This window comes from Streptomyces sp. MNU76, from assembly GCF_020982545.1.
Classification (GTDB): domain Bacteria; phylum Actinomycetota; class Actinomycetes; order Streptomycetales; family Streptomycetaceae; genus Streptomyces.
In genome coordinates this window covers 76,790-100,610 of record NZ_JAJKLK010000021.1, presented here as the reverse complement: position 1 = coordinate 100,610, position 23,821 = coordinate 76,790, and the positions used below count along the sequence as shown (strand labels likewise).

Genomic DNA, 23,821 nt, shown 5'->3' with positions numbered 1-23,821 from the left:
GTTACGGCTTGGTGATCCCCGATGCACCTGTGGTGACGGTGGCGGGGGTCCCGCCTGCCCGGTACCCGGCAGCCGACACCCCCGCCCACTTCAAGCCAAGGTCGGCAACTCCTCCAGCGCCTTCGGCAGTTGTTCCGCGTGCACGACACCGAGCGCCTGCGTCGCCCGTGTCAGCGCCACGTACAGATCGCTGGTGCCGAACCTCCCGGGTTCGACGACGAGGACGGAGTCGAACTCCAGGCCCTTGGCCTGCCGGGGATCGAGGAGGACGACGGTCCGGGTCAGGTCGGGCTCCGCGCCCGCCGTCACGTCGTCAAGCCGGGCCGCCAGGGTCCGGTGCAGCTCACGCGGCGCGATCACGGCGAGGCGCCCCTCGGCGGGCGTGAGTTCGGCGACCGCCTTGGCCACCTCGGCGGACAGTTCGCCCGTCGCCGCGCGGCGCGCCCAGGGCCGTACGCCGGTGGACCGTACGGAGCTCGGTGGTTCGAAGTCCGGCCGCTCGGCGCGGACGACACCGGCCGCGACCGCCATGATCTCGGCGGGGGTGCGGTAGTTGACGCCGAGCCGGGTGTGCTCGAAGCGGTCCTGGACGTACGGGGCGAGGATGTCGGCCCAGGAGCCGACGCCCGCGGCCTCGGCCGTCTGGGCGGGGTCGCCGACCAGGGTCATGGAGCGGGTCGGCGAACGGCGCATCAGCAGCCGCCAGGCCATCGGCGACAGTTCCTGCGCCTCGTCGACGATGATGTGCCCGAACGCCCAGGTCCGGTCGGCCGCCGCCCGCTCGGCGGCGCTGCGGTGGTCGTCCTCCTCGTGCCGCTCGGCGAACCGTTCGGCGTCGATGATGTCGTGGGCGGACAGCACCTCCGAACCGTCGCCGTCGGGATCAATGCCCTCCCGGTCCTCGAACTCGTACGTCCGGGAGGCGTAGGACACCTCCAGCACGCCCTGCGCGTAGGCGATCTGGGTCTCCCGCTCGCGCTCGGCACGGGCGCGGGCCAGGCGGTCGTCCTCGCCCAGCAACTCGGCCGCCTCGTCGAGCAGCGGCACGTCGGCGACGGTCCACGCGCGCGTGACGGGACGGCGTACGGCGTCGGCGTCCTCCTTCTCCAGATACGCGTCCGGCTCGGCGAGGAAGTCGGCGATCAGTCGGCGCGGGGTGATCCGGGGCCACAGCTGGTCGATGGCTCGCCAGACCTCGGGGTTCTCGGCCAACTCGTCGCGGATCTGGGTGATGTCACTGGCGTCGAGGAGGTTGGAGCCGTCGTAGGGGTCGGTGCCGATGCGTTCGGCGACCATCTCGGTGAGGGTGTTGAGGATGTAGCCCTCGAAGTGCTCGCGGGCCACGTTGTGCGGGAGCTTCGCCTCGCGGGTGCGCTCGCGGGCGACCCGTGCGAGGTCGTCGTCGAGCATGAGGATCTCCCGGTCGTGCTCGATGGCGAGCACCGGGTCGGGCAGTGCCTGCCGGTCCCGTACGACGGCCGCGAGGACGTCGGCCATGGCGGCGCTCCCCTTCACCCGGGCGGCCTCCGGGGTGTCGGTGGCGGTGGCCCGTACGCCGGGGAACAGCTCGCCGACCGTGGACAGCAGCACACCGGTCTCGCCCAGCGACGGCAGCACCTCGCCGATGTAGCCGAGGAAGGCCGGGTTGGGTCCGACGACGAGGACCGCGCGTTTGGCGAGCAGTTCGCGCTGCTCGTAGAGGAGGTACGCGGCGCGGTGCAGGGCGACGGCGGTCTTGCCGGTGCCGGGGCCGCCCTCCACGACCATCACCCCCTGGTGCGGGGCGCGGATGATGCGGTCCTGCTCGGCCTGGATGGTCTGCACGATGTCGCCCATGCGGCCCGTGCGGGCGGAGTTGAGGGCGGCCAGCAGGACGGCGTCGCCGGTCGGGTCCTCGTACCCGGTACGGGTCGCGTCGCCGAGGTCGAGGATCTCGTCGTGCAGGGCGGTGACCCGGCGGCCCTCGGTGGTGAGGTGCCGGCGGCGGCGCAGCCCCATCGGGGTGTGGCCGGTGGCGAGGTAGAAAGGGCGGGCGACGTCGGCGCGCCAGTCGATCAGGATCGGGGTGCGCTCGGTGTCGTCCTCGCGCAGCCCGATGCGGCCGATGTGGTGGACGGCCCCGTCGGCGAGGTCGAGCCGACCGAAGCAGAGCGACCCGTCGACGGCGTTCAGCGCGGCCAGCAGCCCCGAGCGCTCGGCGACCAGGATGTCCCGCTCCAGCCGGGCCTGCATGGGCGTGTTGCCCTGAGCGAGCGCGTCCGTGACGGAGCCCTCGGTCTCACCGCGCAGGGCGTCCACGCGGGCGTACAGCCCGTCGATGAATTCCTGCTCGCGCCGCAATTCATCGTGTGAATCATGCGAAAAGCCGGTGTTTGACAATTCCACTCCCGCCCGGATATACTGTGCTCACTGAACTTCTTTGCGACTCCATTTCTCCGAAGATTCCGCCGAAGTCGCGAACCATTAAATATACGCAAGAAAAACCCCCGAGCGCAATTACGCTCGGGGGTTTTCTTCTCCTACCGATGTCAGAGCACGTCGTCCAGTTCCGCCAGCAGCCGACGCTTCGGCCGCGCGCCGACCATGGCCTTCAGCGGCTCACCGCCCTTGAACACCAGGAACGTCGGCATCGACAGCACCTTGTACGCCCGGGTGGTCTCCGGATTGGTGTCCACGTCCAGCTGCACCACTTTCAGCCGGTCCCCCTCGTCCGCCGCGAGCGCGCTCAACACAGGCCCCATCTGCCGGCACGACGGACACCAGTCGGCCGTGAACTCCACCAGCACCGGCAGCTCCGCCCCGATCACCTCCGCCTCGAAGTCCGCGTCCGTCACTTCCGCGACACCCGCCGCCCTGATCACAGCGCCCCGCCTCCCGCTCCGAGTTCGCACCCCGGCTCCGGACCCCCCGGAACCTCCGCCTCGGCCGCCAGCCGCTCCCGCAGCCGCTCGGCCCGCGCCAACTGCTCACCGACCGACGCCCGCACCGCCGCCAACTCACCGATCAGCGCGTCGAGTTCGTCCAGCTTCCGCCGATACACCGCCAGCGACGCCGGGCACGAGTCGCCCTCCGGGTGCCCCGCCCTCAGACACTCCACGAACGGCCGCGTCTCCTCCAGGTCGAACCCGAAGTCCTGCAAGGTCCGGATCTGCCGCAACAGCTTCAGATCCGCCTCGTCGTACGTCCGGTACCCGTTCCCGGCCCGCCGCGCGGGCAACAGCCCCCGCGCCTCGTAGTACCGCAACGCCCGTGTCGTCGTCCCGGCCCGCTCCGCCAGCTCCCCGATGCGCATACGAGGACGGTATTCCTTGACGCCGACGTCAAGGCAAGACCGCGCGCCCAGCACGACAAAGGCCGAGTGGCCAGGTCTACAGGGGGAGGACCTGGCCACTCGGGGTTCTGGGGCTATTCGGTTGTGGGCCGTACGGCCGGATCTACGGGGGAGGACCCGGCCGTACGGAGTGTTGGGAGCCCTGGGCCCCGTCAGGGGCGCGGGGAACTGCGCGACCAGCCACGCTCGACCGGCGGCCGAAAGACGACCCGCAGTCCCCCCGGCGCTTGATCCTGCGCCCCAGCGGAGCGCTCACGCCTTGGCGAGCTCTTTCTCACCCTCCGGCTCGGCCGCGGCGGAGGCCGGCGCAGCCGCCCCGTGGCCGTCGTCCAGCAGCGTCGCCTCGTCGAACGGCGCGTGCCCGGCGAGGACCTCGTTCACCCGCTCCTTGTCGATCTCCTTGGTCCAGGTACCGATGAGGACCGTGGCGACCGCGTTGCCCGCGAAGTTCGTCAGCGCGCGGGCCTCGCTCATGAAGCGGTCGATGCCGACGATGAGGCCGATACCGTCCACCAGGGCCGGCTTGTGGGACTGGAGGCCGCCCGCGAGGGTGGCGAGACCGGCACCGGTGACACCCGCCGCGCCCTTGGAGGCGACCAGCAGGAAGAGCAGCAGCGCGATCTGCTCGCCGACCGCCATCGGCGTACCCATGGCGTCGGCGATGAACAGGGACGCCATGGTCATGTAGATCATGGTGCCGTCGAGGTTGAAGGAGTAGCCGGTCGGGACGGTGATGCCGACGACGGGCTTGCTGACACCCAGGTGCTCCATCTTCGCGATGAGGCGCGGCAGCGCGGACTCGGAGGAGGAGGTGGACAGGATCAGCAGGAACTCACGGCCCAGGTACTTGAAGAACGTGAAGATGTTCAGCCCCGCGACGATCTTCAGCAGCGCGCCGAGGACGATGAAGACGAAGAGGAAGCAGGTGACGTAGAAGCCGATCATCAGCACGGCGAGGCTCTTGAGGGCGTCGAGGCCGGCGGACCCGGTCACGGCCGCGATGGCACCGAACGCGCCGATCGGGGCGGCCCACATCACCATGGCGAGGATGCGGAAGACGAGGCGCTGGATGTGCTCGATACCGCGCAGGATCGGCTGGCCGGCGTCGCCCATGGCCTGGAGCGCGAAGCCCGCGAGCAGGGCGACCAGCAGGGTCTGCAGGACCTCGCCGCCGGTGAACGCGGAGACGATCGTGGTCGGGATGATGCCGAGCAGGAACTCGGTGGTGTCCTTCGCCTCGGCCGAGACCTGCGCCTGACCGGTCTCCTTGATCGCGTCGGTGACCGCGAGACCCGTGCCGGGCTCGACGATGTTGCCGACGACCAGACCGATGGCCAGGGCCACCAGCGACATGATCAGGAAGTAGACCAGGGCGATACCGCCGACGGCGCCGACCTTCGCGGCCTTCCGTACGGAGCCGATGCCCAGCACGATCGTGCAGAAGATGATCGGCGAGATCATCATCTTGATCAGGTTCACGAAGCCGGTGCCGATGGGCTTCAGCTCGACGGCGAAGTCGGGGGCGATGAGACCCACGGCGATGCCGAGGGTCACAGCCACGATCACGGCGATGTACAGGTAGTGCGTGCGGTCCCGCTTGGCGGGAGCGGTAGGTGCCGTATGAGTGGTGCTGGCCACGGCTGCCCTCCTCGTCGACGACGTCGTCGGCTCGCTGTTCCGGCGTGCGGCTCACGTCCGGGGGAATTCGGGAGACGGTCTCCCAAGGGGTGGGAACCGGCGGGTTCCCGGGTGGGAGCCCCTGGGGCTCCCGGTGGGAGACCGGCTCCCGGTGTCGGGAGCCGGCGGGCTCCCGGAGCCGGCAGCTGGGGACTTCCGGCGGTGGGAGCGGGGCTCCCATGGGGTGGGAGAGCCCGCCGCTCCCGGCGGTGGAAGCCGGCTGGCTTCCGGGGCCGGAGGCTGGAGGGCCTCCGGCGGTGGGAGCTGGGGGCTCCCGGGGCGGGGAGACGGGCTCCCGGTGGGAGAGATGCCTCCCGGTGGTGGGAGACGGGCTCCCGGCGGCTCGGGTCGTGGTGTCCCGGGGCGGGAGTCGTACTCCCTGTCGGTGTCCAGGTGCTGGACGGGTCGATGCAGTGACTATCTCCCTCCCTGTGAGGGCGGTCACCCTTCCGTTCATTTAGTTCACGCCTACACGGCGATGCAGACTGTGGGCATGCGCGTCCCGCTCCGCCTCCGTCCCCGCAGCCTCGCAGGTCAGCTCTTCGCCGTTCAGGCGGTGCTGATCGCCGCCGTGGTGGCCGGGTACGCGCTGTTCACGTACGTCAGCGACCGCTCCCAGGCGGAGGAGGCGGGGGGCCGTCAGGCCCTGGCCGTGGCGGCCACCGTCGCCGACGCCCCGTCGGTCCGTGCGGCGATCCACACCTCCGACCCCACGGCGCGGCTCCAGCCGTACGCCACCGAGGTGCAGCGGCACGCCGGCGTCGACTTCGTGACGATCATGACGCCGGACGGCATCCGCTGGACCCACCCGGACCGCGACCGGATCGGTGAGCACTTCCTCGGCCACATAGAGGAGGCGCAGAAGGGCGGCTCGATCACCGAGACCTACACCGGCACGCTCGGCCCGTCGGTCCGCGCGGTCACCCCGATCATGGAGAACGGCGAGGTCATCGGCCTGGTCAGCGCCGGAATACGGGTGCAGGCCATCAGCGACCGCGTCCAGGACCAGCTCACGGCCCTGGTCGGCGTGGCCGCCGGCGCCCTCGCCCTCGGGGGCATCGGCACCTATAGCGTCAACGCCCGCCTGCGCCGCCACACCCACAACATGAACGCCGCCGAGCTGAGCAATATGCACGACTACCACCAGGCCGCCCTGCACGCCGTGCGCGAGGGCCTGCTGATGCTCGACGGCCAGTACCGGGTGGCCCTCATCAACGACGGGGCGCGGGAGCTGCTGGGGGTGACGGACGAGGTGGTCGGATGCTCGGTGGCCGACCTGGGCCTGCCCGCGCCGCTGACGGGCGCGCTGCTCTCCTCCGAGCCCCGGGTGGACGAGGTGCTCCTGACCGCCGAGCGGGTGCTGGTGGTGAACACCTCGCCGGTGTCGGGCGGCCAGCGCCGGGGCGCGGTGGTCACCCTGCGCGATGTGACCGAGCTCCAGTCCCTCACGGGCGAGCTGGACTCCGAGCGCGGCTTCACGCAGGCGCTGCGCTCCCAGGCGCACGAGGCCGCCAACCGCCTCCACACGGTCGTCTCGCTGATCGAGCTGGGCCGCTCGGACGAGGCGATCGACTTCGCGACGGCGGAGCTGGAGCTGGCGCAGGCGCTGACGGACCAGGTCGTGGCGGCGGTCAGCGAACCGGTGCTCGCCGCGCTGCTGCTGGGCAAGGCCGCCCAGGCGAACGAACGGGGCGTCGAGCTGGTGGTCTCGGAGGACAGCCGTATCGACGACGGTCTCCTGCCGGAGTCCCTGCCGGCCCGTGACCTGGTCACGGTCCTGGGCAACCTGATCGACAACGCGGTGGACGCCGCGCAGGGGTCGGTCGGGGCGAGGGTGACGGTGACGGCTTACACGGACGAGCGGGGACCAGGGGGTTCCGTGCTGGTGCTGAGGGTGGTGGACACCGGGGCCGGCGTGGACCCGGCCCACGCGGAGGCCGTCTTCGAGCGCGGCTTCTCCACGAAGCCCTCCGGTCCCGGCGGCCGTGGCCTCGGCCTGGCTCTCGTACGGCAGACCGCGCGCCGCCACGGGGGCACGCTGACCGTGTCGGAGGCGGCAGGGGGCGGGGCCGAGTTCGAGGTGCGGCTGCCGCTGGGCATGCACGGCGGCGACGGGGCGGGCAGGGGCGTTCGGCGGGGCGGGACCCGTGGCCGGGGACTCCGTGGTGCATGATGCCGCGGAGCAGGACAACGACGACGATGTCCAGGCCCCCCGGGCCACGGTGGCTGGAGGCGACGACGCATGACGAAGGCCGGGTCCGACCCCATCAGAGTCCTGGTCGTCGAGGACGACCCCGTGGCCGCCGACGCGCACATGATGTACGTCGGCCGCGTCCCCGGCTTCACGGCGGTCGGCAAGGCCCACACGGGCGCGGAGGCGCGGCGCGCGCTGGACCGGACGCCGGTGGACCTGCTGCTGCTGGACCTCCACCTGCCGGACGTGCACGGCCTGCAACTGGCCCGCTCGCTCCGCGCGGCCGGCTACCACGCGGACGTGATAGCGGTGACGTCGGCGCGGGACCTGACGGTGGTCCGGGAGGGCGTCTCACTGGGCGTGGTCCAGTACGTCCTCAAACCCTTCACGTTCGCGACTCTTCGTGACCGTCTCGTCCGCTACGCCGAGTTCCACGCGGCGGCGGGCGAGGCGAGCGGCCAGGACGAGGTGGACCGGGCGCTGGCGACCCTGCGGGCCCCGGGCCCGGCGGCGCTGCCGAAGGGTCTGAGCGCCCCGACCCTGGAGCGGGTGACGGTGGCCCTGCGGGACGCGGGCGAGGGTCTGACGGCGGCCGGGGTGGCGGAGGCGGTCGGCATCTCACGGATCACGGCCCGCCGCTATCTGGAACACCTGGTGGACGCGGGCCGCGCGGCCCGGAGCCCCCAGTACGGGCAGGTGGGGCGGCCGGAGCTGCAGTACCGGTGGGTGAAGGCGTAGCCGCCGGCGCCTGACGGCGAACCGGTGCAGACGCATTGACCTGACTAGACCACTCCCCTTACCGTCACCGGGCACCACCCAAGGCCACAACGACGTAGCCAGCAGGAGGTCGTGCCCGTGCGCCCCACCGCACCCAACTTCCGCCGATCCCCCCTCCGCCTCCTCCTCACCGCCGCCCTGGCGGTCACCGCGCCGGGCGCGCTCGCCGCCTGCGGCAGCGGCTCCGGCAGCGACCCGGACACGGTGGAGGTCTCCTACAAACAGTCCACGGACAACCAGGTCCGGGTGATGGACACCTTCCTCTCCGACGTCAAGAAACAGTTCGAGAAGGCGAATCCGGGCAAGAAGGTGAAGCTCGTCCCGATCAAGGCCCCGGACTCGGAGTACTACACCAAGGTGCAGCAGATGCTGCGCTCCCCGAAGACGGCGCCGGACCTGGTCTACGAGGACACCTTCCTCATCAACTCGGACATCACGAGCGGCTATCTGAAGCCGCTGGACGACTACTTGGCCGACTGGAAGGACTGGGACCAGTTCATCGACACGGCCAGGACGGCGGCGAAGGCCGAGGACGGGAAGACGTACGGCGTCCCGGACGGCACGGACACCCGCGGCCTGTGGTTCGACAAGGCCATCTTCGCGAAGGCCGGCCTGCCGGCCGACTGGCAGCCGAAGACATGGGAGGACGTGCTCGACGCCGCCCGCACCATCAAGGAGAAGGTCCCGGACGTCATCCCGCTGAACGTCTACACGGGCAAACCGGCCGGTGAGGCCGCGACCATGCAGGGCTTCGAAATGCTTCTCTACGGCACGGAAGGGGCCACGAGCGGTGGCGCCGACCCCTTGTACGACGAGAAGTCGAAGAAATGGAAGGCGGGCACGCAAGGGTTCAAGGACGCCCTCGCCTTCGTGGAGACGGTCTACCAGGAGAAACTGGGCCCGGAGGTCTCCGACGCCCTCGACCCGAACATCTCCACCCGGGTACGCGGCGAACTCCTCCCCGAGGGAAAACTCGGCATCAACCTCGACGGCTCCTGGCTCCCCCAGGACTGGCTGCCCGGCAGCGGTCACGAATGGCCGGAGTGGTCGGAGAAACTCGGCCTCGCGTACATGCCCACCCAGAACGGCCAGTCCCCCGGCAAGGTGAGCATGTCCGGCGGCTGGACCTGGGCCATCCCCGACAAGGCCGGCAACCCCGACCTCGCCTTCGAGTTCATCGAGACGATGCAGACCAAGGCGAACGCCCAGAAGTGGTACATCGCCAACTCCGGAATCGCCGTCCGCGAGGACGTGGCCGCCGATCCCGCGTACGCGCAGGCGCAGCCCGGCATCAAGTTCTTCACCGACCTGGTGTCGAGCACGCACTACCGCCCGGCGTACCCGGCATATCCGAAGGTCTCCACGGCCATTCAGGAAGCGATGGAATCCGTGACGACGGGCGACGCGTCGGTGGCGGACGCGGCGGAGAACTACGACGAGGAGCTGAAGGCGGCGACGGACGACCAGGTGATCGAAGAGTGAGCTCCCACGTATGAAGGGGCCGACGAAGACGGTGTCCGGGCCGGCGCCCCCCCGCACTCCGCACCGCGACCCGCCTCTCCCCTCACCCCCGCCACCGTCCTCCTGCTCCTCTTCCTGGCCGGCCCCATCGCCTACTGCGCCTACATCGCCTTCACCGACCTCCAACTCACCGGCCAGGCCGAGGACTCCTTCATCGGCTTCGAGAACTTCCGCACGGCGTTCGGGGACGAGGCGTTCCTGAACGCGGTCTGGCTGACCCTGGTCTTCACGGTCGTCTCGGCGCTGCTGGGCCAGAACACGCTGGGGCTGGCGCTGGCGGCGCTGATGCAACGCGCCTCGAAACCCGTCCGCACGCTGGTGGGGGGAATCGTCGTCACGGCATGGGTCCTCCCGGAGGTGGTGGCGGGCTTCCTCCTCTACGCCTTCTTCCGCCGCGAAGGCACCCTGAACGCCGTCCTGGACTGGCTCCATCTCCCGACCCAGAACTGGCTGTACACGCTCCCGATCCTCGCGGTCTCCTTCGCGAACGTCTGGCGGGGCACGGCGTTCTCGATGCTGGTCTACTCCGCGGCCCTGAACGAGATCCCGAAGGAGATCACGGAGGCGGCGGAGATGGACGGCGCGGGCGGCTGGCGTCGTATGTGGCACATCACGCTCCCGATGATCCGGCGCTCCATCGGCACGAACCTGATGCTGATCACCCTCCAGACCCTGTCGGTCTTCGGCCTGATCTGGGTGATGACGCGCGGCGGCCCGGGCGGCAAGAGCCAGACCCTCCCCCTCTTCATGTACGAGGAGGCGTTCCAGAAGAGCATGATCGGCTACGGCACGGCGGTGGCGCTGTTGTTGCTGGTGGTGGGTTCGCTGTTCTCGGTGATCTATCTGCGGCTGCTGCGGACGGAGGTGTGAGTGCCGTGGCCTCCCCGAACTCCCGACGGCTGGCGGCGGACGCGGGTCTCCTCGTCGTCGCCGCGGCCTTCGTCCTCCCCCTGGCCTGGGTGATCCTCTCGTCGGTGGACCCGAAGGCGAACCTGACGGTGAAGGTCCCGGACGGGGTCACCCTGGACAACTTCGACGCCGTCCTGACCCCGGAGATCACGTTCACGCCGCTGCTGAACAGCCTGCTGTTGTGCGGCGGAGGCACCGCGCTGACGGTGATATGCGCCGCGCTCGCGGCCTACCCCCTCTCCCGCTTCCGCTCCCGTCTGAACCGCCCCTTCCTCCTCACGATCCTCTTCGCCACGAGCCTGCCGATCACCGCGATCATGGTTCCCGTGTACGCGCTGTTCGTCCAGGTGAACCTGATCGACACCGCTCAGGGCACGATCTTCTTCTTCGCCGCTTCCCAACTCCCCTTCGCCATCTGGCTGATGAAGAACTTCATGGACGGCGTCCCGAAGGAGCTGGAGGAGGCGGCCTGGACCGACGGCGCCTCGTCGCTCCAGTCGCTGACACGGGTCGTGCTCCCGCTGATGGGCCCGGGCGTCGCGGTGGTGACCGTCTTCTCGTTCGTGATGATGTGGGGGAACTTCTTCGTCCCGTTCATGCTGCTCCTGACCCCGGAACAGATGCCGGCTGCGGTGAGCATCAACGAGTTCTTCGGAAACCGCGGGACGGTGATCTACGGTCAGCTGGCGGCGTTCTCGGTGATCTATTCGACGCCGGTGATCCTGCTGTACGTGGGGGTGGCCAGGCGGTTGGGCGGGGGTTCGCTCTGGGCGGGGCGGTCAAGGGGTGAGGCCGGGCCGCACGTCGAGGCGGACGAGCGCGCCCCTCTCCGCGAGCCGGTCCGGGCCCCGAACTCCTTCAGCAAGAGCTGTCCTGACACATGCACCGTGTCACCGACCTGGACGGCCTGGCTGTACCCGTGGATCGACTCCCACGGCACCCCGAAGCCGGATGCCGTCGCCTGCGAACCCATGACTCACGTCTCACCCCTCGGGCAACACCCCCGCCCGGAACGGCTCCACCCCACCACTCGCCGTACCCGTACCGGCTCGATGAGGATCATCAGGCGCCGTTCCCCGGGCAGGAGCCACGGATAGCGCTCCTGCCCGATGTACTTCCGGGTGAGCCGGTCCATCGCTCGCTCCGCCTCCTCGCCCTCGACGAAGCGGACGACGCGGCCTCGGATCTCGGCGCGGTCGTAGGGGTTCTCGGGGTCGTGGTGGGACAGGGACACAAGAGGATTGCGGCGCAGGTTCTCCTCCTTCACCCGCCCCACCGACGTGTTGACCATGACGTACTCGGGCCCGGAGGCATCCTCCCCGTCCCTCTCGATGTCCACCCACATGGGTGACACCTGAGGCGCCCCGTCCGGCCCCACCGTCGCCAAGTGCCAGAAGTTCGGCGCCAGTAGGCGCTCACGAATGTGCCCGTCCAGCTTCTCCGGCTTCGTCATGCGGTGATCCCTACCCACCCTCACCAACCGTAGGTTCCTACAATCCGTGTTTGTGGCCGAACAGCCCGTAGTCACCGCAGCCCCGCGCCCCTACGTTGTGCGCGTGCACCGACGCTCAGCGCATGAAACCGCCGACTCCGCCCCCACACCGCCCTTCAACGCCCCCGCCGCCCGGAGACTGCGCATGGCGCTGGGCATGGGGCCCGAACACGTCGCCTACCAGATGCGGTCCTCGTACGGCCTCCCGTACGTCACCCCGGACCTGGTCGCCGCCTGGGAACGCGGCACCGTCTCACCCACCGGCCCCGAACTCACCGCGCTCGCGGGCGTGTTGTGGTGCTCGGCAGGTGAACTGATCAGCTCCCCCAGGACGTTGCGCGAGCACCGCATGGCGCAGGGGGCCGCCGCCGAGGACGTCGCCCGCGCGGTCGGACTCGAACTCGGTACCTACCTCCGCATGGAGGAGACCGGGGAGTGGCGCGGCACCGACCGGCAGTGCGCCGCCCTCGCCACCGTACTGGGCCTCTCCCTGCCCGACCTGATCACCGTCACGGGCCGCGAGCCGAAGCTCAGGGAACTGCTCCACAGCGCGGTGACCACCCGCTGGCAGGCCCATGTGCGCCCCACCGCGAAGTTGCTGTCCCTCGACCGACGCCTCCTGGAGGACGTCCTCCGCGAGATGCACACCGACTACCAGGGTCTGGTGGCCGCCACGCTCACCTGGGCCAACGGCACCGCCGCGACCGACTCGGGCGACGCCGGCCGCGACTACCTGGACGGGATCACCGATCATTTCTGGTCACTGGTGCGGCGAACGGCCACCTACTGACCCCGGCCCACCCGAGCCCGGCGAAAGCCCTGGAACCTAGGGGGTGTTTCGAAAGTCCCGCACAGCACCCACGGCGCCCGGCACGCACTCTCGCCGCACCGGCCGAAACCCCAAGTACGTCCAGTACGAGGGCTTTCGTCCGGCACGCCGAGAGCACGCACCGGACACCGCGGGCACCGCACAGGACTTTCGAAACACCCCCTAGAACACCGACTCCGCCTCGTCCATCCGGTCCTTCGGCACCGTCTTCAGTTCGGTCACCGCCTCCGCCAGCGGCACCATCACCACCTCGGTGCCGCGCAGGGCGGTCATACGGCCGTAGTCGGCCCGGTGCGCGGCCTCGACCGCGTGCCAGCCGAAGCGCGTGGCGAGCACCCTGTCGTACGCGGTCGGGGTGCCGCCGCGCTGGACGTGCCCGAGAATGACCGGCTTGGCCTCCTTGCCGAGGCGGCGCTCCAGCTCGTACGCCAGTGCCGTGCCGATGCCCTGGAAGCGCTCGTGGCCGAACTGGTCGATCTCGCCGTGACCGTAGTCCATGGAGCCCTCGGCCGGGTGCGCGCCCTCGGCTACACAGATGACCGCGAACTTCTTGCCCCGCGAGAAGCGCTCCTCCACCATCTTCACCAGGTCGGCGGGGTCGAAGGCCCGCTCCGGCAGGCAGATGCCGTGCGCGCCGGCCGCCATGCCCGACTCCAGGGCGATCCAGCCCGCGTGCCGGCCCATGACCTCGACGACCATCACCCGCTGATGGGACTCGGCGGTCGTCTTCAGGCGGTCCATCGCCTCGGTGGCGACACCCACGGCCGTATCGAAACCGAACGTGCGATCGGTCGACGAGATGTCGTTGTCGATGGTCTTCGGGACGCCGACCACCGGCAGACCCGCGTCGCTCAGCATCCGCGCGGCCGTCAGCGTGCCCTCGCCGCCGATCGGGATCAGTACGTCGATACCGAACCGGTGGGCCATGTCCTGCGCGTTCTCGCAGGCCTCGCGCAGACGGTCGCGCTGGAGGCGGGAGGAGCCGAGAATGGTGCCGCCACGGGCCAGGATGCCGCCGACGTCCTCCAGGTCGAGGGTGCGGTAGCGGCCGTCGAGGAGCCCCGCGTAGCCGTCCTCGAAGCCGATGACCTCGTCGCCGTACTGGGCGACCGCTCGGTGCACGACCGACCGGATCACTGCGTTCAGGCCCGGACAGTCGCCGCCTGCGGTGAGAACTCCGATACGCATCGTGCTGTGTCTCCTGCTCGTCCTGATCATCCTGATCGGTGCTGGTACTTATGAGCCAGTCCGATTGTTTCACGGCCGCCCGGGGGTCGCCGCGCCCCTCCGGCCCCGCCCGGCACCCCTCCCCACTGATGGGCGCCTTATCCATGGTCAGGGGTATTGTCAAGAGGGTTTCCGTCCGCCGTGACGGCGATTTCCACCCCTCCCCTGCCGAACCAGTCGAACCAGTCGAACCAGTCGAACCATATGAAACGGAGAGCACACGTGACGCGCAGCGTATACGTGACCGGGATCGATCGCGGCGACGGCCGCCAGGTCGTGGAGCTGGGGGTGATGGAACTCCTGACCCGCCAGGTCGACCGGGTGGGGGTGTTCCGGCCGCTGCTGCACCACGGACCGGACCGGCTCTTCGACCTGCTGCGCGCCCGCTACCGGCTCACCCAGGACCCGGCGACCGTGTACGGCATGGACTACCACGAGGCGTCCACGCTCCAGGCCCAGCACGGCACGGACGAGCTGGTCTCGACCCTCGTCGACCGCTTCCACGCCGTCGCCCGGGACTACGACGTCGTCCTCGTCCTCGGGACGGACTTCGCCGACACGCAGTTCCCTGACGAGCTGTCGCTCAACGCACGGCTGGCCAACGAGTTCGGCGCGTCCGTGATCCCGGTGGTCGGCGGACGCAAGCAGACCGCCGAGTCGGTCGTGGCGGAGACCCACAACGCCTACCGCGCGTACGGGGGCCTCGGCTGTGATGTGCTCGCCATGGTCGTCAACCGGGTCGCGCCCGCCGACCGCGGCGAGATATCCGAGCGGCTCGGTGACTCGCGGCTGCCGCTGCCCGTGCCCTGTTACGTCCTGCCCGACGAGCCCGCGCTCTCCGCGCCCACCGTCGCCCAGATCACCCACGCGCTCGGCGGCACGGTCCTCCTCGGCGACGACTCGGGCCTCGCCCGCGACGCGCTCAACTTCGTCTTCGGCGGGGCCATGCTGCCGACCTTCCTCAACGCCCTGACCCCGGGCTGTCTGGTCGTCACCCCCGGCGACCGCGCGGACCTCGTCATAGGCGCCCTCGCCGCGCACAGCGCCGGCACCCCGCCGATCGCGGGCGTGCTGCTCACCCTCGACGAGCGGCCCAGCGACGAGATCCTCACCCTCGCCGCCCGTCTCGCCCCCGGCACGCCCGTCGTCGCCGTCGAGTCCGGCTCCTTCCTCACCGCCTCCGAACTGTTCTCCATGGAGGGCAAGTTGAGCGCGGTGACGCCGCGCAAGGCGGAGACCGCGCTCGGGCTCTTCGAGCGGCACGTCGACACCGCCGAGCTGCGCGGCCGGGTCTCGGCGCCGAGCAGCGACCGGATCACGCCGATGATGTTCGAGCACACCCTCCTCGAACAGGCCCGCTCCGAGCGGCGCCGGGTGGTCCTCCCCGAGGGCACGGAGGAGCGCGTGCTGCACGCGGCGGAGGTCATCCTGCGCCGCAACGTCTGCGACCTCACCCTGCTCGGTCCCGTCGAGCAGATCCGCAAGAAGGCCGCCGACCTGGGCATCGACCTCGGCGACAGCTTGCTGGTGGACCCGGCGACCTCCGAGTGGCGGGACGCGTTCGCGGAGAAGTACGCCCAGTTCCGCGCCCACAAGAACATCAGCATGGAGCTGGCGTACGACGTGGTGTCCGACGTGAACTACTTCGGCACGCTGATGGTGCAGGAGGGACTCGCGGACGGGATGGTCTCGGGGTCCGTGCACTCCACCGCCGCCACCATCCGGCCGGCCTTCGAGATCATCAAGACCAAGCCGGACGCCGACATCGTCTCGTCCGTCTTCTTCATGTGCCTCGCCGACAAGGTGCTGGTGTACGGGGACTGCGCGGTGAACCCGGACCCGAACGCCGAGCAGCTCGCCGACATCGCGATCCAGTCGGCCGCCACCGCACGGCGGTTCGGGGTGGAGCCGAGGATCGCGATGCTGTCGTACTCCACGGGGACGTCCGGGTCGGGCGCCGACGTCGACAAGGTCCGCGAGGCCACCGAGATCGTGCGCTCCCGGCGGCCCGACCTGCTGATCGAGGGGCCGATCCAGTACGACGCGGCCGTGGAGCCGAGTGTCGCGGCGACCAAGCTGCCGGACTCCGAAGTCGCCGGCCAGGCAACGGTGTTGATCTTCCCGGACCTCAACACCGGCAACAACACCTACAAGGCCGTCCAGCGGTCGGCGGGCGCGCTCGCGGTCGGACCGGTCCTCCAGGGGCTGCGCAAGCCGGTCAACGACCTGTCGCGGGGCGCCCTCGTCCAGGACATCGTCACCACGGTCGCCATCACGGCGATCCAGGCCCAGACGGCCGCGGCCGAGTGACCCCCACCGACGACAGAAAGCCGACCGCTGTGACCGCCACCCGCGTCCTCGTCCTCAACTCCGGTTCCTCCTCGGTCAAGTACCAGCTGCTCGACATGCGCGACGGCAGCCGCCTGGCCATGGGCCTGGTGGAGCGCATCGGCGAGGAGACCTCCCGGCTGAAGCACACCCCGCTCACCGACGGGGGCACCTCCCGCGAGCGCACCGAGCCGATCGCCGACCACGAAGCCGCCCTGAAGGCCGTCGCCGAGGAACTGGCCGAGGACGGCCTCGGCCTCGACTCCCCCCAACTCGCCGCGATCGGCCACCGTGTGGTGCACGGCGGGCAGAGCTTCACCCGGCCGACCGTGATCGACAGCGCCGTGCTCGCCGAGATCGAGCGGCTGATCCCGGTGGCACCGCTGCACAACCCGGCCAACCTCACCGGGATCCGGACCGCGCGGGCGCTGCGGCCCGACCTCCCGCAGGTCGCCGTGTTCGACACGGCGTTCCACACCACCATGCCGGAGTCGGCCGCCCGCTACGCCATCGACGTCGAGACGGCCGACGCGCACCGCATCCGCCGCTACGGCTTCCACGGCACCTCGCACGCCTATGTGTCCCGGGCGACGGCCGAACTGCTCGGCAAGGACCCGTCCGAGGTGAACGTCATCGTGCTGCACCTCGGCAACGGGGCGTCGGCCTCGGCGGTCGAGGGCGGCCGGTGCGTGGACACCTCCATGGGGCTGACGCCTTTGGAGGGGCTGGTGATGGGTACGCGGTCCGGAGACATGGACCCGGCCGTCATCTTTCATTTGATGCGCGTTGGCGGAATGTCCACGGACGAGATCGACACTCTCCTCAACAAGAAGAGCGGTCTGATCGGGCTGTGCGGCGACAACGACATGCGGGAAATCCGCCGGCGAATCGACGAGGGCGACGAGCAGGCGAAGCTGGCGTTCGACATCTACATTCACCGGCTGAAGAAGTACATCGGTGCCTACTACGCGGTGCTCGGCCGGGTGGACGCGGTCGCGTTCACGGCCGGGGTCGGCGAGAACGCGGCGCCGGTGCGCGAGGCCGCCGTCGCCGGTCTGGAGGGTCTGGGCCTGGCCGTGGACGGCGACCTCAACGCCGTACGGGGGGCCGCGCCGCGGCTGATCTCGCCGGCCGGTGCGCGGGTCGCCGTGGCGGTGGTCCCGACGGACGAGGAACTGGAGATCGCGGCACAGACGTACGCCCTGATCGAAAAGAACATCTGAGCCCCGAAAAGAACAACTGAGCACCGCCGGGCAATACACGCCGGTAACACGATTGAGCGCAGAGCCGCCCATATGCATTCCGCCCTACGGAATATTCCGTAGCGAAACAAACCGATAGGATCGTCCCATGCGCCGTTCGAAAATCGTCTGTACTCTCGGCCCCGCGGTCGACTCCCACGAGCAACTGGTCGCCCTCATCGAGGCCGGCATGAACGTGGCCCGTTTCAATTTCAGCCACGGCAGTCACGCCGAGCACCAGGGCCGCTACGACCGGGTTCGGGCCGCCGCCGCCGAGACCGGCAAGGCCATCGGGGTCCTCGCCGACCTCCAGGGCCCGAAGATCCGTCTGGAGACCTTCGCCGAGGGTCCGGTGGAGCTGGTGCGCGGTGACGAGTTCACCATCACCGCCGAGGACGTGCCGGGCGACAAGCAGATCTGCGGGACGACGTACAAGGGGCTGCCCGGGGACGTCTCCCCCGGCGACCAGATCCTCATCAACGACGGCAACGTCGAGCTGAAGGTCATCGAGGTCGCCGGCCCCCGGGTGCGGACCGAGGTCATCGAGGGCGGTGTCATCTCCGACCACAAGGGCATCAACCTGCCCGGCGCGGCCGTCAACGTGCCCGCGCTGTCCGAGAAGGACGTCGAGGACCTGCGGTTCGCGCTGCGGATGGGCTGCGACCTGGTGGCGCTGTCCTTCGTGCGGGACGCCGAGGACGTGCGGGACGTCCACAAGGTGATGGACGAGGTGGGCCGCCGGGTCCCCGTCATCGCCAAGGTGGAGAAGCCGCAGGCTGTGGACAACATGGAGGACGTCGTGATGGCGTTCGACGGCGTGATGGTCGCCCGTGGCGACCTGGCCGTCGAGTACCCGCTCGAGAAGGTCCCCATGGTGCAGAAGCGGCTCATCGAGCTGTGCCGCCGCAACGCCAAGCCGGTGATCGTGGCGACCCAGATGATGGAGTCGATGATCACCAACTCCCGTCCCACGCGCGCCGAGGCCTCCGACGTGGCCAACGCGATCCTGGACGGCGCGGACGCGGTCATGCTGTCGGCGGAGTCCAGCGTGGGCGCGTACCCGCTGGAGACGGTCCGGACGATGTCGAAGATCGTCTCGGCGGCCGAGCAGGAGCTCCTCTCCAAGGGACTGCAGCCGCTCGTGCCGGGCAAGAAGCCGCGTACGCAGGGCGGTTCGATCGCCCGTGCGGCCTGCGAGATCGCCGACTTCCTCGGTGGCCGGGCGCTGGTGGCCTTCACGCAGTCCGGTGACACCGCCCGCCGGCTCTCCCGCTACCGCGCGTCCCAGCCGATCATCGCCTACACCACCGACGAGTCGACCCGGAACCAGCTGGCGCTCAGCTGGGGCGTGGAGTCGCACGTGGTGCCGTTCGTGAACAGCACGGACGAGATGGTCGACCTGGTCGACCACGAGATGCTCAAGCTGGGCCGCTTCAACGAGGGCGACATCGCGGTCATCACCGCCGGCTCGCCCCCCGGTGTGCCGGGCACCACCAACATGGTCCGGGTGCACCACCTGGGCGGCGGCGCCCGCGACTGACGCGGCCGGCACCGTCGTACGACAGCACTGAGGGCGCCCCCTGGGAACAGGGGGCGCCCTCAGTGCTGTGCGGCTCCCGGAACGGGTCCTGTGGGGGCCCGGTTTCCCGGGCCCGGGGTGACCGGCTGCTCAGTCGGTCATGAACTGGTGCATGCCGGGAACGGTGAGCGTTCCGCCGAACTGGCCCGCCTGGACGACCTTCACCTTGGTGAAGTAGATCAGCGGGATGTTCAGGGGCGGCGGGTGCTTCGGGTCGAAGGTCACGGGGATCAGACCGAGCAGGTTGCCGGAGATCTTCTCGGTGTACATGACCGTCTTGCCCTGGCGGATCGTGGACGTGGTGCCCTTGCCGGCCTGGACGTGGTAGGTCACGCCGGCCTGCTTGTCCTCGACCGTCTGGTGCAGGTCGCCGATGTCGGTGCCGTCGGATATGACGTACTTCAGCACCTCCTTGACCGAGCCGTCGGCGGTCTTCACCTTGACGACGCCCTGGTAGTCGGCGCCCTTCAGCAGCAGCGAGCTGGCGTCCAGGTACCAGGGGTCGTTCGGCAGCGGCGGTATGCCCTTCTCGACGCCGCTCTCGTCGTCCGTGGCGACGGGGCAGCCCTCCATGTCCGTGCTCTCGCTGGGCGAGGGGCTCGGCGTGGCGGTGGCGTCGTCGGTGGCGTCCTCGGTGTCCTCGGCGTCGCCGGTGACGTCCTTCGCTGCGTCCTCGACCTTGTCGGAGGCGTTGTCGGCGGTGTCCTTGGCGTCCTTGCCGGCGTCCGAGCCCGAGTCGTCCTTCTCGTCCTCGTCGGAGCCGGAGGCGTCGTCCGAGGGGGAGGGTGAGGGGGACAGGCTGGTGGACGTGGACGGAGCGGTGGTCTCCGTCTCCTTGTCGTCCGGCGTGAACAGGTCCTCGATGGCCGTGCCGATGTCCTCCAGCAGGTTGCCACCGCCGGTCTCGGAGGCGTCGGCCGAGGGGGCCTCGCCGGAACCGGCCGTGTCGGTCGCGGACTTGTCGCCGTCGTCCGTCGACTTCTCGTCCGAGGCGGAGCCGTCCTTGTCGTCGGAACCTGAATCCGACGACGCGGAGTCGTCCGTGGTCGTGTCGTCGGTGGCCGAGTCGCCGGAGGAGTTGCCGTCGGCGGCGGTGTCGTCGCCCGCGGACGTGTCCTCGTCCTTGCCCTCGTCCGTCGGGTCGTCGCTCTCCGAGGCCTCGGCGGATGGGGTGGGGGTCGGCGAGGCGGAGGTGTCGGTGCCCTCCTCGGCGGCCTCCAGGGCCTCCACGCAGTCCTTGTACTCGTCCGCCGTCAGGCTGAGCTTCGTCGGGTCGTCGGCGCGGGCGAGCGTCAGCGTGGGCGTGAAGCCCATGCCCATGAGGACCGCCGTGGGCATCGCCGCCAGGGCTATCGCCTTGCCCGCCGGCACGTTCAGCCGGGTGAGAAGGGGCTTCTTGGGCGCCGCGTGCCGCGGTCCGGATCTCGCACGGGACTCTCCCACCGAAGTCCCGTGGGTCACCTCGTCAGCCGGCACTGTGCCTCCCGTTCGTCCCGTTCGTGGGGGTGGTACCTGTCAGGTCGTCGCCCTCGCCGTTCGACGCCCCGCTCACCGAACCCGCTTCCGCGGGCTCCGGGGCGTCGCCCTTGTGCAGGGGGACCGCACCGTGCTGTGCCGTGTTCTCGGGGGCCGTGTCCTGCGGCACCGGGGTCCGCGACGGGGTCTTGTAGGTGGACGGCACCGCCGCCTCCTCGTGACCGGGCGCCCAGGCGATGGCCAGCGCACCGCCGATCAGGGAGAGCAGGAAGCCGACACCGAAGCCACCGAGGTTGGAGACCGGGATGGACACGAGCGCCAGGAGGATCGCCGCCGTACCGGCGAAGGTGCGTACATGCCGCTGGAACCAGAGGCTGACCCCGAGCACCACCAGCAGCACGCCGATGATGAGGGATCCCGCGCCGCCCGTCGTCGACATGGCGAGCGTCAGGTGGCCGATCTGGAGGTTGGCGTACGGCAGGTACATGATCGGGAAACCGCCGAGCAGGACCAACAGGCCCGCCCAGAAGGGACGTGAGCCCCTCCAGTCGCTAAAGCGCCGCCGAAAGGCGCGGAGATAGTCTTCGTTCTGCCCCGTGGACTCGGCGCTCATGGACAACAGCTCCCTGGAACGGTGTTGCTGTGAGAAGTTCACGTACGTCACGTACGAGGACGGCGTACGGAATTCAGGTACGGAGATCGTGTGCGCTGTGGAGCGCACGGCGAGAGGGACGGGCGGGCGAGGAAGCGCAGGCCCCCTCACCCGCCCAGGGAGTGCCTAGTAGCACTCCACGACGCCCTTGTGGAGCGACATCTTCAGGTTGCTCAGCTTGAAGGTTCCGGCGGTGGTCGCCCACGCCGTCTGCTTCACGCCGGTCAGCGAGGCCGAGTCGGCCTGCTGCGCGAACCCGTAGGGGTTGGCCTGCTCCGAGCCACCCTTCATGCCCGGACCCTTGTTGGCGTCCTTGGCCGCCACACCGATGTCGATGCCCTTGAAGACGGCGTCCGCCTCAAGGTCCTCGACGTCGATGTAGAGGTTCTCGGCCTCGACCTTCTTGCCACCGGTACCGGCGGTCAGCTTGAGGCTGACGCTACCGAGCAGCGGGACACCCGGGGTGACGACCGACTGGCACATGTTGGTGATCGTCGCGGACTTGAACGCCGAAACGGCGACGGGGTGAACCGTCTTCTCGCCCTTGAGGGTGTAGCCCTCGTCGAGCGCTCCGTACTGCGAGAAGCCCGTGCCGTCGAGCTGACCGGCCGTCACCTTGAACGACTGGCCCGACACACTGAACGACGCGGCGAGAGCACCCTGCGCGAGGGCGACACCTATCGCTGCCGTGGCGGCGACGCTGGGCACCATGACCACAGCGAACCGCTTCCATCTGGTCCCGCCACGCACCTGGGACTCCATATTTCCTCCTTCTCGGACGTACATCTCCTGACACCGGCTCGCCCCTTGGCGGCGGCTCGGCCGGACAGGGATGGGAGAAGTGCTACGTCCTCGGGAAGGGGAGCGCCCGCGCTCGGTGGCGCGAAAAGCGCCCGAATCACCGGCGATCACCCCCGAGCGACAACCACTGGTCGCGCCTGACACGCATCACGCACAACCTGCTGGACAGGCTCCGCGGTTGGCGGAGACCCCCCTGCCCAAGAGCCGGCGCCACTGCCGCCCGCTCTACTCGGTGGGGACCCAGAAAACCCGTTGCCCCGACTGGCAGGCGGGGTACGGGACAGGACCGAGCGTCGCCGATCGTGGTGCATTCTCGCCGCCCCCGCAAGGGGGGTCGTTACTGGCTAGTAACGGACGGATAACCGAACAACGACCCATCGGCATCGGCCAGCGACCCTGGGTGGCGCCGAGTGAGGCGACACTTGGGTGGACAGCCGGACAGAGTCCGACAGAACGACGGGTTTCTCTTACTGCCAGTAACAGCGGCCGCGATTACCAAGATTTGGCAAAGCGCGGCCGCGGTGTCGCTGTGTCGTCAAATCTCTCACTCGCGCACCACCCGTCCCCGCACCCCGGGAACGGGGTTGTTCACGAGCCCCCCGGGCCTCGGCCCGTCACAGCGAACGCTCAGCCGAGGCAGGGGTCACGGACAGGTCAGAACAGGGCCCGCGCCAGCGACCGACGCGCCGCGGCCACCCGCGGGTCGTCGCCGCCGACCACCTCGAAGAGCTCCAGCAGTCGCAGCCGTACGGCGTCCCGGTCGTCACCGGCCGTGCGCCGCACCGTGTCGATGAGTCGCCCGAACGCGTCCTCCACATGTCCGCCGACGAGGTCGAGGTCCGCCGCCGCGATCTGCGCCTGCGCGTCACCGGGGTTCTCGGCGGCCGCCTTGCGTACGTCCTGCGGATCGGCACCTTGCACGCGCTGGAGCAACTCGGCCTGCGCGAGGCCGAGTTTGGCCTCGGTGTTGCCCGGGTCGTCGCTCAGTACGTTCTTGTACGCCTGCACCGCGCCGCCGAAGTCGCCCGCGTCCAGGGCCCGTACGGCGGCTTCGAGCAGGTGGTCGTAGGGGCCGGCCGGGATCTCCGGGGCCACCTCCACGGGGGCGCCGGCCTCGGCGTCCGGGTCCACCACCAGGCCGGTGAGCCCGAAGCGCTGCTCGGCGACCTGGACGAGTTGGTCGAGGGTCGCGCGGATCTGCTGCTCGGGGGCGGCGCCCTGGAAGAGCGGGAGCGCCTGACCGGCGACGACGGCGAACACGGCCGGGATCCCCTGGATCCCGAACTGCTGCATCAACATCTGGTTGGCGTCGACATCGATCTTGGCGAGGACGAACTTGCCGTTGTACTCGACGGCGAGGCGCTCAAGCACCGGGCTGAGCTGCTTGCAGGGCTGGCACCACTCGGCCCAGAAGTCGATGACGACGGGGACTTCGGTGGACCGCTGCAGGACCTCGCTCTCGAACCCGGCCTCGTCGACGTCGATGACCAGGTCGGCCGGGGAGACCGCCCCTCCTCCGCCCTGCCGGGCCGCTTCGGCGCGCGCCTGTTCCGCCTTCGCCTTGGCCTCCTGGGCCGCCTTCACCGCGGCGAGGTCGACGACTCCGCTCATGGACATGTTCCGTGGCTGCATGAGTACATCCTCCCCCTTCCGAGCACGCAGGTGAAAAGCGTCCTGGGCCAGGAGTCCACCAGACTTTCGCTACGACCCGTAGCGTAGCGGGCCCGGAAGCTCTCCTGTACCCCTCAGTACCCACTCCGCGGTGATCTGCCTCACGACGGCGGGCA

17 protein-coding genes and 2 pseudogenes are annotated in these 23,821 nt (G+C 69.8%); 9 read left to right on the top strand and 10 right to left on the bottom strand.

Annotated elements, in window-relative coordinates; all coding sequences use genetic code 11:
• Positions 1 to 90 precede the first annotated feature (90 nt).
• From E4N62_RS33480 to E4N62_RS33465, 4 genes are all read right to left on the bottom strand, one after another.
• Entirely contained in the window at positions 91 to 2,340 is a 2,250-nt protein-coding gene (locus E4N62_RS33480; protein WP_230220489.1) for a UvrD-helicase domain-containing protein, read from the bottom strand.
• 188 nt (positions 2,341 to 2,528) lie between these two features.
• Positions 2,529 to 2,861: a co-chaperone YbbN gene (locus tag E4N62_RS33475; protein WP_230220487.1), complete on the bottom strand. Its 333-nt coding sequence runs from the start codon at positions 2,859 to 2,861 to the stop codon at positions 2,529 to 2,531.
• Positions 2,858 to 3,292 carry a MerR family transcriptional regulator gene (locus tag E4N62_RS33470; RefSeq protein WP_230220484.1) on the bottom strand — a complete coding sequence of 145 codons (435 nt, stop codon included), beginning with the start codon at positions 3,290 to 3,292 and terminating at the stop codon, positions 2,858 to 2,860. Before E4N62_RS33470 ends, E4N62_RS33475 begins: the two co-directional genes overlap by 4 nt.
• 291 nt (positions 3,293 to 3,583) lie before the next feature.
• On the bottom strand, positions 3,584 to 4,969 hold the full coding sequence (locus E4N62_RS33465) for a cation:dicarboxylate symporter family transporter (protein ID WP_230220482.1): 1,386 nt from the start codon (positions 4,967 to 4,969) through the stop codon (positions 3,584 to 3,586).
• A gap of 532 nt (positions 4,970 to 5,501) precedes the next feature.
• Here E4N62_RS33465 and E4N62_RS33460 point away from each other — a divergent pair.
• The 5 genes and pseudogenes from E4N62_RS33460 to E4N62_RS33440 all read left to right on the top strand — a co-directional run bounded on the left by E4N62_RS33460 (position 5,502) and on the right by E4N62_RS33440 (position 11,199).
• Positions 5,502 to 7,181, top strand: coding sequence for a sensor histidine kinase (locus E4N62_RS33460; protein ID WP_230220480.1), 1,680 nt, complete (start codon positions 5,502 to 5,504; stop codon positions 7,179 to 7,181).
• Between the two features lie 69 nt (positions 7,182 to 7,250).
• On the top strand, positions 7,251 to 7,940 hold the full coding sequence (locus tag E4N62_RS33455) for a response regulator (RefSeq protein WP_230220478.1): 690 nt from the start codon (positions 7,251 to 7,253) through the stop codon (positions 7,938 to 7,940).
• 111 nt (positions 7,941 to 8,051) lie between these two features.
• Positions 8,052 to 9,461, top strand: a complete 1,410-nt coding sequence (locus E4N62_RS33450; RefSeq protein ID WP_374117117.1) for an extracellular solute-binding protein — start codon at positions 8,052 to 8,054, stop codon at positions 9,459 to 9,461.
• Between the two features lie 102 nt (positions 9,462 to 9,563).
• The gene (locus E4N62_RS33445) at positions 9,564 to 10,370 is read left to right on the top strand and encodes a carbohydrate ABC transporter permease (protein WP_230220944.1); all 807 of its coding nucleotides are present in this window, start codon (positions 9,564 to 9,566) and stop codon (positions 10,368 to 10,370) included.
• Positions 10,371 to 10,375: 5 nt separating this feature from the next.
• A pseudogene (locus tag E4N62_RS33440) lies at positions 10,376 to 11,199 on the top strand (carbohydrate ABC transporter permease).
• A 193-nt stretch (positions 11,200 to 11,392) separates the two neighbouring features.
• Here E4N62_RS33440 and E4N62_RS33435 read toward each other — a convergent pair.
• Positions 11,393 to 11,862, bottom strand: a pseudogene (locus tag E4N62_RS33435) (PPOX class F420-dependent oxidoreductase).
• 196 nt (positions 11,863 to 12,058) lie between these two features.
• Here E4N62_RS33435 and E4N62_RS33430 point away from each other — a divergent pair.
• Complete coding sequence (locus tag E4N62_RS33430; RefSeq protein ID WP_268270137.1) at positions 12,059 to 12,691, top strand: helix-turn-helix transcriptional regulator; 633 nt, start codon at positions 12,059 to 12,061, stop codon at positions 12,689 to 12,691.
• 201 nt (positions 12,692 to 12,892) lie between these two features.
• On the opposite strand, the gene E4N62_RS33425 is transcribed toward E4N62_RS33430, so the two are convergent.
• Positions 12,893 to 13,918 carry an ATP-dependent 6-phosphofructokinase gene (locus E4N62_RS33425; RefSeq protein WP_184899536.1) on the bottom strand — a complete coding sequence of 342 codons (1,026 nt, stop codon included), beginning with the start codon at positions 13,916 to 13,918 and terminating at the stop codon, positions 12,893 to 12,895.
• 261 nt (positions 13,919 to 14,179) lie between these two features.
• On the opposite strand from E4N62_RS33425, the gene pta reads away from it, so the two are divergent.
• The 3 genes from pta to pyk all read left to right on the top strand — a co-directional run bounded on the left by pta (position 14,180) and on the right by pyk (position 19,066).
• Positions 14,180 to 16,267: a phosphate acetyltransferase gene (pta, locus tag E4N62_RS33420; protein WP_230220469.1), complete on the top strand. Its 2,088-nt coding sequence runs from the start codon at positions 14,180 to 14,182 to the stop codon at positions 16,265 to 16,267.
• Positions 16,268 to 16,296: 29 nt separating this feature from the next.
• The gene (locus tag E4N62_RS33415) at positions 16,297 to 17,508 is read left to right on the top strand and encodes an acetate kinase (RefSeq protein ID WP_230220467.1); all 1,212 of its coding nucleotides are present in this window, start codon (positions 16,297 to 16,299) and stop codon (positions 17,506 to 17,508) included.
• A 127-nt stretch (positions 17,509 to 17,635) separates the two neighbouring features.
• The gene (gene pyk / locus E4N62_RS33410; protein ID WP_230220464.1) at positions 17,636 to 19,066 is read left to right on the top strand and encodes a pyruvate kinase; all 1,431 of its coding nucleotides are present in this window, start codon (positions 17,636 to 17,638) and stop codon (positions 19,064 to 19,066) included.
• Between the two features lie 129 nt (positions 19,067 to 19,195).
• Here the strand turns inward: pyk and E4N62_RS33405 are convergent, their stop codons facing one another.
• The 4 genes from E4N62_RS33405 to E4N62_RS33390 all read right to left on the bottom strand — a co-directional run bounded on the left by E4N62_RS33405 (position 19,196) and on the right by E4N62_RS33390 (position 23,666).
• Positions 19,196 to 20,581, bottom strand: a complete 1,386-nt coding sequence (locus E4N62_RS33405; protein WP_230220462.1) for a hypothetical protein — start codon at positions 20,579 to 20,581, stop codon at positions 19,196 to 19,198.
• Entirely contained in the window at positions 20,571 to 21,194 is a 624-nt protein-coding gene (locus E4N62_RS33400; RefSeq protein ID WP_230220460.1) for a DUF6114 domain-containing protein, read from the bottom strand. Before E4N62_RS33400 ends, E4N62_RS33405 begins: the two co-directional genes overlap by 11 nt.
• A gap of 165 nt (positions 21,195 to 21,359) precedes the next feature.
• Complete coding sequence (locus E4N62_RS33395; RefSeq protein WP_230220458.1) at positions 21,360 to 21,995, bottom strand: DUF6230 family protein; 636 nt, start codon at positions 21,993 to 21,995, stop codon at positions 21,360 to 21,362.
• A gap of 693 nt (positions 21,996 to 22,688) precedes the next feature.
• Positions 22,689 to 23,666, bottom strand: a complete 978-nt coding sequence (locus E4N62_RS33390) for a tetratricopeptide repeat protein (RefSeq protein ID WP_230220456.1) — start codon at positions 23,664 to 23,666, stop codon at positions 22,689 to 22,691.
• Between the last annotated feature and the right edge of the window lie 155 nt (positions 23,667 to 23,821).

Bases quoted from the DNA above. Each gene is read 5' to 3' on its own strand.
- E4N62_RS33470 (WP_230220484.1), bottom strand. From the start codon at position 3,292: ATGCGCATCGGGGAGCTGGCGGAGCGGGCCGGGACGACGACACGGGCG.
- E4N62_RS33460 (WP_230220480.1), top strand. From the start codon at position 5,502: ATGCGCGTCCCGCTCCGCCTCCGTCCCCGCAGCCTCGCAGGTCAGCTC.
- E4N62_RS33455 (WP_230220478.1), top strand. From the start codon at position 7,251: ATGACGAAGGCCGGGTCCGACCCCATCAGAGTCCTGGTCGTCGAGGAC.
- E4N62_RS33430 (WP_268270137.1), top strand. From the start codon at position 12,059: ATGGGGCCCGAACACGTCGCCTACCAGATGCGGTCCTCGTACGGCCTC.
- E4N62_RS33425 (WP_184899536.1), bottom strand. From the start codon at position 13,918: ATGCGTATCGGAGTTCTCACCGCAGGCGGCGACTGTCCGGGCCTGAAC.
- pyk (WP_230220464.1), top strand. From the start codon at position 17,636: ATGCGCCGTTCGAAAATCGTCTGTACTCTCGGCCCCGCGGTCGACTCC.
- E4N62_RS33400 (WP_230220460.1), bottom strand. From the start codon at position 21,194: ATGAGCGCCGAGTCCACGGGGCAGAACGAAGACTATCTCCGCGCCTTT.
- E4N62_RS33395 (WP_230220458.1), bottom strand. From the start codon at position 21,995: ATGGAGTCCCAGGTGCGTGGCGGGACCAGATGGAAGCGGTTCGCTGTG.
- E4N62_RS33390 (WP_230220456.1), bottom strand. From the start codon at position 23,666: ATGCAGCCACGGAACATGTCCATGAGCGGAGTCGTCGACCTCGCCGCG.